The sequence below is a fragment of the Myxococcus faecalis genome (assembly GCF_050039385.1).
GTDB classification, from domain to species: Bacteria; Myxococcota; Myxococcia; order Myxococcales; family Myxococcaceae; genus Myxococcus; species Myxococcus fulvus.
Genome location: NZ_CP144336.1, coordinates 6274801 through 6287783, shown reverse-complemented (window position 1 = coordinate 6287783; position 12983 = coordinate 6274801). Strand labels below are relative to the sequence as shown.

Sequence of the window (12983 nt, the reverse complement as noted above, 5' to 3'; positions counted from 1 at the left end):
CCTCACGGGGACGCGGGCTGGGCCAGGGGCTGGGTGGGCGGCGGGCCCGAGGAGGCCTCCACGTCCAGGACGCGCGAGTCGGGGCCGCCCTGGCGCAGCACGCGCAGCACGCTGCTGCGGTCATCGGTCCAGGTGAAGTCCGGCTCGCCGCGCAGGCCCAGGCGCCGCACGCGCGCGGTGGCGCGGGTGAAGGTGGGCCCCCAGGAGAACTCGCGGTCCGGGCTCAGCAGCATCCAGTTGCTGCGCAGGGCGTCGTCCTTCGTCTCGTGGAAGACGAACGTCGCGTGCATGCCCAGCTTGCGCGCGTGCGCCAGCGCCACCGGCACCAGGTCCAGGTGCACGTTGCTGATGTGCATCGCCAGCACGCCGTGGGGGGCCAGGTGCTGCTTGTAGAGGGCCACCGCCTCCTCGGTGAGCAGGTGCACGGGCACCGCGTCCGAGGAGAAGACGTCCAGGGACAGCACGTCGAAGCCCTGCGGCTCGCCGCGCTCCAGCTCCTGCTCCAGGGAGATTCTCGCGTCGCCCTCCACCATCGTCGCGGTGGCCGGTGAGTCCGCGAGGAAGCTGAAGAAGCCGCCCTTGCCCTGGGCCAGCTCGATGACCGCCGGGTTGATTTCGTAGTAGCGGCTCCGGTCGCCCTTCTCGAGCAGCGCCGCGCTGGTGCCCACGCCCAGGCCGAGCACACCCACGTGCAGGCCAGGGGGCAGTCCCACCGCCTGGCGCAGTCGACGCTGCTCGGCGATGGCCAGGCCCAGTCCGGCCTCGCGCGTGTAATAGGTCGTGGGCCGCGTACGGTTCTCCGGTGAGGCGAGCTGCCAGCCGTGGGTGACGGCGCCGTGGCGCAGGCCGAAGAGGTGGAGCGCCGGGTCCTCCGCGTTCTGCTCCATCACCCGCACCACGCCGAAGAAGTTGCGCTCGCTGAACCGGGCCCGCTCCAGGTCCTGGCTCATCGAGAGGAACAGGTTCGTCGTCACCATCATGAGCATCGCGCCGCGCAGCATCCGGCTCACGCGCCGGCCGCGCGTCTCGTCCGGGGGCGCCTTCGCCAGGCCCAACAGCGCCACGAGGCAGCAGCCGCCCAGCGAGAGCGGATACTCCCAGTAGGCGCGGAAGAAGTTCGTGGCCACGCCGCTGACGAACAGCGCGCCCAGCACACCGCCCGCGGAGACCCACAGGTAGAAGGCGCTCAGGTGCCGAGGCGCGGGGCGCAGCCGGAACAGCTCACCGTGGCACACCATGCAACCGGCGAAGAGTGACGCGGCGTAGGCCAGCAGCAGCAGCGGCAGCGGGAAGTGCGGACCCGCCGCGTGCGCGTGCGCCGCCGCGGCGCCCGAGGCGATGAGCAGCACCGAGTACAGCGTGCGCGAGTAGAAGGACTCGCGCGAGAAGGCGAGGATGAAGGTGAGCAGGTAGACGGCGAGCGGCAGCACCCAGAGGAACGGGCCCGCGGCCACGTCCTGCGAGAGCTGGTTCGTCGTGGCGAGCAGCAGCACGGAGGCGCAGGTGGACAGCCCCAGCCACTCCAGCGTGTTCCTCAGGCCGGGCTTCGACGGGTGCTCCATCACAGGGGCGTCCGGCGCGCCACCGCGCGCCTCCTGCTTCATCGCCTCGAAGGCGGCCGCGTGCGCGGCCTCGGTGTCCGTGGCGTGCCCGGCGGTCCCCCCGCGCGAAGCGCCTCCGGCGAGAGCCTCGCTCGCATCGACGCCCGAAACCGTTCCCGTCGCTCGCGGCTCCGCGCCCGCCACGGGCGAGGCCTTCGCATCGACGCCCGAAACCGTTCCGCCAACCCCTACCGTCGCTCGCGGCTCCGCGCCCGCCACGGGCGAGGCCTTCGCATCGATGCCCGAGACCACTCTGCCAGCGCCCGCCGCGACGTGTGGCTCGGCTTCGCGCGAGCCTCCCATGAGCGCGACATTCGCATCGGCGCCCGAGCCCCCTGTTGCGCCAGCACCCACCGCGAGCTGTGACGCCGCGCCTGCCACGAGCGTGGCATTCGCATCGGAGCCCGAGCCCCCTGCTGCGCCAGCCCCCACCGCGAGCCGTGACGCCGCGTCCGCCGCCACGTGCGTCACCGTGACGCCGAGCTGTCCCTCGACGGGAGCCGCCGCCGAGCGCTCATGGCGCAGCACATCCACCGCGCACACCGCGCAGGCCACCGCGAAGAGGACGAAGCCCACGCCCCAGCCCCACGCCTGCGCGCCCCGCCCCACCCAGGGCTCCACCAGGAACGGATAGCCCAGCAGCGCGAGCAGCGAGCCCACGTTCGACAGCGCATACAGCACGTACGGCGAACGCCCCGGCCGCGCCCTCGCGAACCAGGACTGGAGCAGCGGCCCCGTGGTGCTCAGCACGAAGAACGGCAGGCCGATGGTGACCGCCAGCATCGCCAGCAGTCGCGGCACCGCCAGGTCCGTGCCCACCGGACGCCACTCGGGCCCCGGCGCCACCGGCGAGCCCACCCACAGCGCCCTCACCCCCAACACGGCCACCGCCAACGCCAGCACACCCAGGTGCACCTTCGCCTGCAGGCGCGGCGTCAGCCGGGAGGCCAGCCCGTGCGAGTACGCATAGCCGCCCAGGAGCGCCGCCTGGAAGAAGAGCATGCACGCCGTCCACACACCGGGCGTCCCGCCGTACCAGGGCAGCGCATAGCGCCCCGCCAGGGGCTGCACCCCGAACAACAGGAAGGCGCTCGTGAAGATGGCGACGGAGTATCGAAGCATGGAGACCCTGGGAGGCGTACGTCAGACAGCCGGCGCCGCGGCGGGAGGATGGCGCCGGGAGCGCAGCGCGCGCGACCCAGCGGCGAAGAGGGACAGCGCCAACGCGAGCAACACCACCGCCACCACCCCGTTCACCCGCGACGCCGCCGAGCTCGCCGGCGACAGCGCCTCGCGCACCAGGAGCACCAGGCTGGTGAGCGTGACAGCCCCCACGAACATCATGGGCACCAACGCATACACATAGGGCCGGCCCGTGCTCTTGAGCCACACGCAGACCCCGAGCAGCGACAGCGACGCGAGCAGTTGGTTCGACGTACCGAACAACGTCCAGAACGAGCGCCACGCTCCCGAGCCCGCCAGCAGCACGAAGGCCAGCGGCACTCCACACGTCACCGCGGTGGCCACCATCGCCGCGCCCTTGCCCTTCTTCCCCGACAACTCCTGGAGGATGTAGCGCCCCAGCCGCGTGGACACGTCCAGCGTGTCGAACACGAAGGTGGAGAAGGCCATGGCCCCGAAGGTCGTCGCGATGACGAGGTACTCCTTGCCCAGCACCGTGACGATGAAGCGCCCCAGCCCCGCGCCATACACCGCGCCCGGCGCCTTGCCCGTCAGCTCCGCCTTGGTGGCGACCATCACCGTCGCCAGCGCGATGACCGCCACGAAGCCCTCCAGCAACATCGCCCCGTAGCCCACCGGCTTGCAGTGCGGCTCCTTGTCGATCTGCTTCGACGTGGTGCCCGAACACACCAGCCCGTGGAACCCCGAGCACGCGCCGCACGCGATGGTGACGAAGAGGAACGGGAACAGCGCGCCGCCGGGCCCCGGGACGTTGAAGCCCGAGAAGGCGGGCTGCTGGATGGACAGCTCTCCGCTCAGCCCGCCGTAGAAGATGCCCACCACGCCCACCGCCAGCGCGGCGTACAGCACGAAGCCGCCCAGGTAGCCGCGCGGCTGCAGCAGCACCCAGACGGGCGTGAGCGACGCGACGAAGCAGTACGCCAGGATGAGCGCGGACCAGCCTCGCGCATCCAGCACCAGCAGCGTGGACATGCGCGTGCCCAGGTACACCACGCCCAGCGTCGCCGGCACGAAGATGAGCGTCTGCAGCCACAGGGGCGGCTTGAGCCAGCGGTCCACCAGCCCCATCACCACCGCCAGCAGCAGGTACGCGATGGACGCGAACGCCACCGCGCCGCCCGGGTTGAAGCGGAAGGTGAGCCCCTCCAGCTCCGCGTCGCCGCTGACGAACGTGGCCGCCGTCGCGTCCGTGAAGGCGACGATGACGTAGACGAGCGCCACCCAGATGAAGGCCAGCATCGCCAGCCCCGCGGTGGGCCCCAGGTGGCTGCGCACCACCTCCGCGATGGAGACCGCGCCGTGGCGGATGCTCGCCACCAGCGTGGCGAAGTCATGCATCGCCCCGATGAACACCGAGCCCACCGCAATCCACAAGAGCGCCGGCAACCAACCGAACTGCTGCGCCGCCAGGATGGGCCCGGCGATGGGCCCGGCCGCGGCAATCGCGCTGAAGTGCTGACCCAACAGGTAGAAGGGCCTGGTCGGGACGAAGTCCACGCCGTCGCTCTTCGCGTGCGCGGGCGTCACCGCTCCAGAATCCAGGCGGAACTGCCGGGCGATGAAGCCTCCGTAGAAGCGATAGCCCAGCGCCAGCACCACCAGGAACACTCCAGCAATCAGGGGGAGGCTCATGCCGCGAGGCTTTCCCGACCCGGACTTCCGGTCAACACCCTGGCTCCTGGAAGTCCGAGGACGACGGCAACGGCGTCACGGGTCGCCTGACGCCAGCTTGCCTTGGACCTGCTTCCTGAAGTTCCTCACCGTCTTCAAGAGCTCGGGGTTGGACTCCCCTTGGGCGGCGGCGACTTCTTCATCCAGGTCGTCCCGCTTCTGGCAGAGGAACCCCAGGTTGTCGCAGGACCGGAGGGCCTCGAGCTTCTTGAACTCGGCGTTCGCCGCCTTCCACTCGCGTGCCAGCTCGGTCTGCGGGCCCGCGCCCTTGATGATGCGCACGCGATTGGTGTTGGCGCGCTTCGGCGCGGGGGCCTTCGGAGCCGGCTTCCCCAGGGGCGCCAGCAACGAGCCGTCATCGTCCTCGGCGCTCTTCGGCGCGGTGGCCGCCTCGGCCTCGGGAGGCGCGGACGGCGGGCTGTCCACCGCCGCGGGATTGTCAGCCGGGGCCTGCTCGCCAGGGGCCGCCGCCTCCACGGGGGCCTGCTCCGCCACCACGGCGCCCGGCTTGGGCTCCGCGGCACCGTCCCCAGGGGCCTTCGGGGCCTTCGCGCCAGGAGCCACGGGGCTCGGAGCTCCCTCGGGTCCCTTGGCGACGAGGCCGAGCTGCCCGAGCTGGTTCATCACCATTCCCCGGACCTGGGGGTCCGACAGGAGGAACGCCGCTCCCGCCGTCAGCGCGCCCAAGCCGCCCAGCACCACCACCCACGTCAGCGCGGAGCTGCGCTTGCCGCGCTTGGGCACGGTGGTCTTGCGCGTGTCCTCCGACGGGCGACGGACGGGGACGTTGGGCCGCGAGGGCACCGACGTGCGCCGCGTCTCCTCGTGCGAGGCCATGGACACGCGCACGTCCGCGTCCTCTTCCTCCTCCTCGGGCACGGCGACGACCACGGGACGGCTGCCCCCCGTGCGTCGCCCCGGCGCGGGCGCCATGCCCGGGGAGGACGGCCTCACGCGGCGCGAGCCCGTCTTCGGACGCGAGACACCCGAGCGCTCCTCGTCGTCGCGCGCGACGCCCTCCGCGTCACGCAGGAGGCTCTCGTCCAGGACGACGCGAGGCTGGGTGTCCTCGTGGACGGCGGCGCGGGCCTGCATGTCCGCCACGCGTGGACCCCGAGGGTCGGTGTCCGCGTCCCGAGGCGCGCGCGGGTGCGTGTCCTCGTAGCGCTCCGCTCGCCCGGGCCGCGACGCCCGGGGATTGGTGTCCATCTCCTCCAGGCGCTCCGACGGCTCGCCGTGTCCCATCTGCTCGGGCGTGAGCACCGGCATCTCGGCGTCCGCGTCACCGCCCGAAGACTCGAGATAGGAGACCACCACGCCCGGCTCGCCCACCTTCGCGCCCGAGCGCGACGGCACACCGGGGTTCGACGTCAACGCGGCGCCCTGCACCGGCAACGCGCCCGAGCGCGACGGCACGCCGGGGTTCGACGTCAACGCGGCGCCCTGCACCGGCAACGCGCCCGAGCGCGACGGCACGCCAGGGTTCGACGTCAACGCGGCGCCCTGCCCTGTCATCACTCCCGAGCGCGACGGCACGCCGGGGTTCGACGTCAGCGCCGCGTCGGGCATCGACATCGCACCCGAGCGCGACGGCACGCCGGGGTTCGACGTCAGGGAGCCACCGCGCGCGGATGCGGCGGCCGGAGGCATGGTCATCGCGCCCGAGCGCGACGGAGAACCTGGGGGCGGCGCGGCGGTGGCTGCCCCAGGTCCTGGCCGCGTCGTCACACCGGACGCGGGCTGCTCGCCCGCGAAGGGCATCGCGGCCCCAGGTCCGGGTCGCGTCGTCACGCCGGACGCCGGCGCCTCGCCAGCCGAGGGCACCGAGGCCCCCGGTCCTGGCCGCGTCGTCACACCCGACGCGGGCTGCTCACCCGCGAAGGGCACCGAGGCCCCAGGTCCAGGCCGCGTCGTCACACCCGACGCGGGCTGCTCACCCGCGAAGGGCATCGCGGCCCCAGGTCCAGGCCGCGTCGTCACACCGGACGCGGGCTGCTCACCCGCGAAGGGCATCGCGGCCCCAGGTCCAGGCCGCGTCGTCACACCCGAAGCCGGCGCCTCGGAAGGCACGCTGACAGCGGGCATCACCATCACCCCGGAGCGCGCCGGAGACGCCGGTGCCGGCGCGCCAGGAGGCACGAGCGCCTGCCGCTGGGGCATCACCGCCGCGGGAGGCGGTGTGACGGGAGGCGGAGGAGGACGCGGGTTCCCGCCGCTGAACGTGGCGGGCCGGGACGCCGCGCCACGCGGGTCCTCACCGAAGGGACGCAGCGGCTCCGCGCGGGGGTCGGTGGCGTCGTAGGGGCTCCCCTGCCCGTCCGCGGGGCCGACGACCGCGCCCACGGGCAGCAGCTCCAGCTCCGTGGGCCGCGTGTCCGGGCGCGAAGGTGGCGGTGGCGGCGCGGGAGGAATCGCCTCCGCGGGCATGGTCGTGAGCGGGACCTCGCGCGTCTGCGACGGCGGCCGAGGCGCGGGCGCGACGGCGGGCGGCGGCGCGGGCGGGCGGGCGGCCACCTCGGGCGCCACCTCCACGGACAGGGAGGGCGACGTGTCCGGATTCAGCCGGGCCGCCCGCACCCGAGCCTCCTCCTCCAGCGCCTCCAGCGGGAAGGCGGGCCGGGTGGACTCATCCATCGGGATGCCTGGACGCGTCTCCCCGTCATCCACGGGCCCACCATCGCGACTGCGCCGCGTCGGATGGAAGGACAGCGCCTCCACCGGCCCATCCAGGCGGATGGTCTTCGCCGGCAACATCGCCCCCGCGGGCGGCGACGGACGCGGCGCGGCCCCCTCCTCCGAGGGCTCCGGAGCCGCGGCGCGCGCCTCGGCGTAGCCACCGCGCGGCACGTCCTTGAGGCTCGCGAGCAGCCGGCGCTCGGACTGGAAGTCCGCGGTGAACAGCTCGCGCATGAAGCGGCTGACGCTCTCCGGCCCCGCGCTGGGGTCGATCTCCATCAGGCACGCCTGCAGCCGGCCGCGGAACTCCTCCGCCGTCTGGAAGCGCTGCGCCGGGTCCACCTCCAGCGCCTTGGCCACCAGCGCCGTCACCGAGCGCGGCGTGAGCGGCTCCACCTCGTCCAGCGGCGCCACCTTCGGGTTGGCCACCACGGACATCAGCTCGCCGGGGTGGATGCCGTCGAAGGGGTTCTTCCCACAGATGAGCTCGTAGAGCGTCAGGCCCACCGCGTACAGGTCCGCGCGCCGGTCCACCGGCTGGTGCCGGGCCTGCTCCGGGGACATGTAGAGGAACTTGCCCAGGATGATGCTCGGGTTCGTCTTCGCCGCCGACAGCCGGCTCTTGGCCAGCCCGAAGTCGATGACCTTCACCTCCCCCTCGTAGGAGATGAGGATGTTCTGCGGCGAGATGTCCCGGTGGACCAGCTTCAGGTCCTCCCCGTCGTCGTCCTTCTTGCGGTGCGCGTACGCCAGCGCGTCCAGCACCCGGCCCATGACGTAGAGGATGAACGTCAGCGGCAGCGGAACCTGCCTGTCCCCCACCCGGGCGGCCACCTTGCGCAGGTCCTTGCCGTCCACGTGCTCGAGGGCCATGTAGGCCTCGCCCTCGTGCAGCCCCATGTCCAGCACCTGGGCGATGGAGCCGTGGCTCAGGCGGACGAGCGTGCGCGCCTCCCCCACGAAGCGCTCGACGAAGTCGGTGTCCTCGGCGAGCTGCGGGAGGATCTTCTTGATGACGCAGAGCTTCTCGAAGCCCTGCGCGCCCTCCAGCCTCGCGAGATAGATTTCACCCATGCCGCCCGTCGCCAGATGGGACAGGAGGGTGTACCGGCCAAAGGGCTGGGGCCGGAACGGGCGCAGCCGGGCGGAGGGGTTATGAGCGTTCATGGGGGCGGGGGTCCACCACTCGGGCGCCCATTGAACCCTGGCTTGCCCTGGTCCATCAACCCGTCAACCTGCCGCAGGGGGTTTCACCGCAGGCCGGGGTTGGTCAACACCCCGACGTCCTCGTCGAGGACCTCGAAGGCGGCCACCTTCTCCTTGGGGGGGCGCACCAGCCGCTCCCCCAGGGGCATCACGTCGAAGCGGGCCGCCACGGCCGCCAGCACCTTACCGGAAATCAACACCTGCCCGGGGTTGCCCGTCGCCGCCAGCCAGGTGGCCACGGACATGCCCTCGCCCACGGCGGTGTAGTCGGGGCGGACCTCGTTGCCGATCATCCCCACCAGGGCGCGCGTGGTGTGCAGGGCCATCCGGAGCGAGCAGCGCTCGTCCAGGGGACGGCGGCTCATCGCCCGCTCCCAGTCCGAGCGCAGGGCCAAGGCCGCCCGCACCGCCCGCACGGAGTCCTCGCCCTTCACGTACGGCACGCCGAACAGGGCCCGCATGGACTCACCGATGAAGGACTCCACGGTGGCCTCGAAGCTGAACACGATGCCGGTGGCGCGCGAGTGGAAGTCGCTCAGCAGGCTGGTCGCCTTCGCCCCGCCGATGCGCGACGCCAGGGCGGGGAAGCCCACCAGCTCCACGTGCAGCACGGTGAGGGTGCGCTCCTCCAGGCCCGGCAGCCTGCCGCCCTGGCGCTGGGCCTCGGTGGCGCGGCGCTCGGCGACGTCGGGCGGGTGGAAGCGCTCCAGCGAGCGGCGCAGTCGCTCCTGCGTGGCGCCGCCGTCGCGCGGGGAGAACTTCTGCACGCCGGTGGCCACCAGGTGCGCCACCGCCGAGCACGCGTCCAGCATGGGCTCCAGCCCGTCCCCCTTGGCGGAGGTGTTGACGTAGAGCACGCCCTGGTACGGGGCCTCGGAGCCGATGGGGATGCACAGCACGCTGGCCACGCCGTAGAGGATGACGCTCTCGCGCGCGGCGAAGCGGCGGTCGTCGCGCACGTCGCCCACCGCGAGCGCGCGGCCCTGGCGAAGCGCCTCGTCGACGATGGCGTCGGACACCGGCACCTCGCCCTTGGCCAGCCGTCCCCGGTGGCGCACCGCCGCGGGGACGAGCGCGCCCGTGGGGTGCTTGAGCAGCACCACCGCCGTGGTGGCGTCGGTGCGCTCCAGCAGCCGGTCCATGGTCAGGTCCAGGAAGGTGGACAGCGTGGTGGCGGTGGAGAGCGCTTCCGCGGTGCGGAACATCAACACCAGCGTCTCCTGCGCCACGCGGGGGCTGGCCGGGGGGACGAACGAGGCCTGCTGGTTGAAGTCCTCGAAGGGCACCGGCCCCACGTTGTCGAGCAGGCGCAGCACGTCCGCGTCGCGCACGCTCTTGGCGAGCAGGACGGAGGGCCCCACGTCCTGCCCGTGGCCGAAGCGCACGACGCCGCCGGCGCCCAGGTCCACCATCTCCGTGGCGGCGTTCTCCACGGTGTTGGGCTGGCGCACCGCGAGCGTGTTCTCGCCCAGCGCCACGGAGTCGCCGGGGGACAGCTGCCGGGAGCCCTGCAGGGGCGCGCCGTTGACGCGGCTGCCGTTGCGGCTGCCCAGGTCCTCGATGCGCAGGATGTCCGCCTCCACGTAGAGGCGCGCGTGCCGGCGGGAGACCAGGTCTCCGCCCAGCACGATGTCGTTCTCGTCGGCGCGGCCCAGGCTCGTCACGCCCTCGGGCAAGTCATAGGACGTGTCGAAGTAGCCGGGCCCGTTGATGATGATCTGCCACATCGAATCCCCGACATTACACGACTCTCTCTCAACGTAAGAGAGGGAGACCCGTGCCCCGGAGGGGGACGGGGCTGACCCGGACTCCCGGCGCAAGGGCCCGCCGCCGGGTCAGGACTGACAGTGCGCCGGGACGTCCCCTCGGGTGCGGGGCTCAGCGCGGCCGGTGGATGAAGACGGACGCGCCTTGCCGCACCGCGGTGAACGCCGCCAGCGGGCGCTGGGCCGGGCCCTGGAGGACGGCGCCGTCCAGGGCGAAGCGCGAGCCGTGGCAGGGGCACTCCACCACGCCCTCCTGGGGCCGCCAGTCCACGCCGCAGTCGCCGTGCGTGCAGATGCGCCACAGCGCCACGAAGCACCCGGGCGTCGTGTGGACGAGCAGCACGTCCAGCAGGGCCTCGGGCGCGTGCACCCGGGCGTGGCCTCCGGGGGACTCGAGGCCCGGATGCGCTTCGAGCCGCACCTCCACCCAGCCCTCGGCGGCGGTGCCGGGCTGGGGGAGGTCGGGGCAGGAGGCGCCCTCGGGCGGAGGGGCCAGGACGATGGCCTCCCGCCACTCGCCGCCGCACCCCGCGCCCAGCGTGGCCAGGGCACAGCCGCCCCGGGCCAACGTGAGGAGCGCGGCGCGGCGGTCCAGGTCCGTCATGGCGCGGCGGTCAGCGACACGCCGTTCACCACGGCGACGGCGTCCAGGTCGAACCCCGCGGAGGTGCCCGCCGAGCCGTTGGTGCCCGCGTCGACGATGCGCACGTAGCGCGCCCGGGCGAGGCCCACGGTGGCCAGGTCGAACCCGTCACCGCCGGCCACGGCGGGGTCCGTGGCGCTGATGCCAGCGGCGGGGTTGGCCGTCACGGGACGCACGCCCGCGCAGCCCGGGTAGTTGTTCGTCGCGTCCGAGGGGGCGCAGGGGAACTCGTGCCACTGCACGCCGTCGTCGCTCACCGAGACGCGGCCCCGCTCGGTGAAGGCGCGCGGGCCTCCGGCGATGAGGAAGCCGTTCTCGAAGACGAGCAGGTCCACGCCCGGGCCATCCACCACCGCGAGGTCCGTGAAGCGCAGGGTGATGGAGCCACCCTGCCCCAGCGAGAGGACATCCAGCGAGCCGCTGTCCAGCCCCCCGCCCACCGGCGCGCCCAGGACGATGGACGGGAAGCGGTCCTGTCCGAAGCCCGCGCCGGGGCCGGGCAGGTACTCGACCACCTCGTCGGCGTACGGGTCAGCGGGCCGCGAGGGGCTCGCGTCGGTCCCCGAGTCACCGGGCCCCGCGTCGTCGTCCGTGACGGGAGCCTCGTCCCCACCGCACGCGGACAGGCTCAGCGCCAGGGCGAGCACGGTGCCGCGACCGAACCACGAGGAGGCGCGCGTGCTCACGGCGCCACCTGGAGGCGCACCAGGCGCCGGCCGTTGCGGTCGGACACGCCGACGAGCACGTCGGAGCCGAGCGCCTTGAGCATCCGCACCGTGGTGCACTGGTTGACGTAGGTGAGCACGGGCACGCGCGCGCCCACCGTCACGGCGTCATTCGCGCCGACCGACAGCGCGTAGCGGGACACGTCGGTGGCGACGAAGTCGTAGTCCGGGGGAGCGTAGGCGCCGCGGTTGAGCACCACGCCACCGCCGAAGGCCGCGACGTCGTTGAAGTCGCTGCCCACGTCGACCTTCGCCTGGGTGCCCAGGTCCAGCGGCGTGCCGCTGGTGATGGCGGTGGCGAGCGTCGTGGGCGCCACGCCGTGGAGGACGTTGACGAAGTTCTGGTCGAAGTAGCCCAGCGCGGCGACGCCCGTGTCCGTCACGGCGGTGAAGCCGCTGCCCACCACGTCACCCTGCGGGAAGTTGACCGCGCGCACCGTGCCCATGGGGTCCGTGGACGTCACGAGACCATAGACAGCCAGGTCGGAGGCCGAGCCCAGACCGCCGCCGTTGACGAGCACCGCGCTCAGCTCCCCGGACGTGAAGGCCGCCGCGGAGAAGTTCTTGGGCGCGACGACGAAGCTCGAGTTGGCCGGCGTGGCCAGGTCATACGCGGCGACGTTGCCCGGCGAGCCCGTGGCGCCCAGCGTGTAGCCGGTGAAGACGCGCAGGCCGTCGTTGATGACGTAGCCGTTCGGGTACACCGTGGCGCCGCCCTCGCGGTCCGCGGGGGTGATGATGTCGAAGAGCTTCGTGGTGCCCGGCAGCAGGTCGGGCCAGGTGCCCAGCGAGTACAGCGCGGCGTCCTTGCCCCGTCCCTGGATGCCGTAGAACGCATACGTGGGACCCGGAGAGGCACCGAGCGCGAGGATGTCCGGCGACAGCGCCACGGACTCGGCGGCGACGAAGCCCGGCTGGAGCACGAGCGTGCCCAGCTTCGGGTCCAGCGGCACCGTCGCGCAGTCGACCACCACGGGGCCGGCATCCGGCTCACCCGCGTCCGGCGCACCTGCATCCGGCTCACCCGCGTCGGGCGTGCCCGAGTCCGGCTGACCCGCGTCGGGCGTGCCGGAGTCCGGCGTACCAGAATCCGGCGTCCCGGAGTCCGGCGGGCCCGCGTCGGGCGTGCCCGAATCCGGCGTCCCCGCGTCGGGCGTCGGGGTGGTGGGGGCAGGCTCGGTCTCGCACCGCTCGTCGACGCAGACCCACTGCTGCCCCGCGGGGGCCTCGCCGTTGTCGGCGCGGCAGTCGAATGGGTCGACACACTCCGGGTTGCAGCCGGTGCCGAGCAGGGCCACGGCGAAGGAGGCCACGGCCAGTGATGCGGACTTCATCCAAGGTTTCGCGCGCTTCGATTCAGCCGTCTTCATCTGCGTCCTCGTCCCTCTCCGCCCCCACGGGCGGGTGGGCTTCCAGGAGGACGCGGTCGAAGGCGGGCACCCGAGCACCCCACGGTGCGCGGTGAATGGGCTGACGCCTCCGCCGCCTCCCC

7 protein-coding genes are annotated in these 12983 nt (G+C 73.0%); all 7 read right to left on the bottom strand.

Annotated features, from left to right (window positions below):
- Positions 1-2 precede the first annotated feature (2 nt).
- Positions 3-2723, bottom strand: coding sequence for a fused MFS/spermidine synthase (locus tag VZQ01_RS25250; RefSeq protein WP_426744895.1), 2721 nt, complete (start codon positions 2721-2723; stop codon positions 3-5).
- Between the two features lie 21 nt (positions 2724-2744).
- On the bottom strand, positions 2745-4436 hold the full coding sequence (locus tag VZQ01_RS25245; RefSeq protein WP_223746950.1) for a carbon starvation CstA family protein: 1692 nt from the start codon (positions 4434-4436) through the stop codon (positions 2745-2747).
- Positions 4437-4511: 75 nt separating this feature from the next.
- Positions 4512-8225, bottom strand: coding sequence for a serine/threonine-protein kinase (locus VZQ01_RS25240; protein WP_426748990.1), 3714 nt, complete (start codon positions 8223-8225; stop codon positions 4512-4514).
- A gap of 176 nt (positions 8226-8401) precedes the next feature.
- Positions 8402-10084 carry an adenylate/guanylate cyclase domain-containing protein gene (locus VZQ01_RS25235; protein WP_223746948.1) on the bottom strand — a complete coding sequence of 561 codons (1683 nt, stop codon included), beginning with the start codon at positions 10082-10084 and terminating at the stop codon, positions 8402-8404.
- A gap of 151 nt (positions 10085-10235) precedes the next feature.
- A complete protein-coding gene (locus VZQ01_RS25230) occupies positions 10236-10727 on the bottom strand; it encodes a QcrA and Rieske domain-containing protein (RefSeq protein ID WP_426744894.1) in 492 nt (163 codons plus the stop codon).
- Positions 10724-11452: a cell surface protein gene (locus tag VZQ01_RS25225; RefSeq protein WP_426744893.1), complete on the bottom strand. Its 729-nt coding sequence runs from the start codon at positions 11450-11452 to the stop codon at positions 10724-10726. Before VZQ01_RS25225 ends, VZQ01_RS25230 begins: the two co-directional genes overlap by 4 nt.
- Positions 11449-12825 (bottom strand): hypothetical protein, encoded by a 1377-nt coding sequence (locus VZQ01_RS25220; protein WP_223782915.1) that lies wholly within the window; start codon positions 12823-12825, stop codon positions 11449-11451. The genes VZQ01_RS25225 and VZQ01_RS25220 overlap by 4 nt, the downstream gene beginning before the upstream one ends.
- Positions 12826-12983 lie beyond the last annotated feature (158 nt).

Bases quoted from the DNA above. Each gene is read 5' to 3' on its own strand.
- VZQ01_RS25250 (WP_426744895.1), bottom strand. From the start codon at position 2,723: ATGCTTCGATACTCCGTCGCCATCTTCACGAGCGCCTTCCTGTTGTTC.
- VZQ01_RS25245 (WP_223746950.1), bottom strand. From the start codon at position 4,436: ATGAGCCTCCCCCTGATTGCTGGAGTGTTCCTGGTGGTGCTGGCGCTG.
- VZQ01_RS25240 (WP_426748990.1), bottom strand. From the start codon at position 8,225: ATGGGTGAAATCTATCTCGCGAGGCTGGAGGGCGCGCAGGGCTTCGAG.
- VZQ01_RS25220 (WP_223782915.1), bottom strand. From the start codon at position 12,825: ATGAAGTCCGCATCACTGGCCGTGGCCTCCTTCGCCGTGGCCCTGCTC.
- VZQ01_RS25235 (WP_223746948.1), bottom strand. From the start codon at position 10,084: ATGTGGCAGATCATCATCAACGGGCCCGGCTACTTCGACACGTCCTAT.
- VZQ01_RS25230 (WP_426744894.1), bottom strand. From the start codon at position 10,727: ATGACGGACCTGGACCGCCGCGCCGCGCTCCTCACGTTGGCCCGGGGC.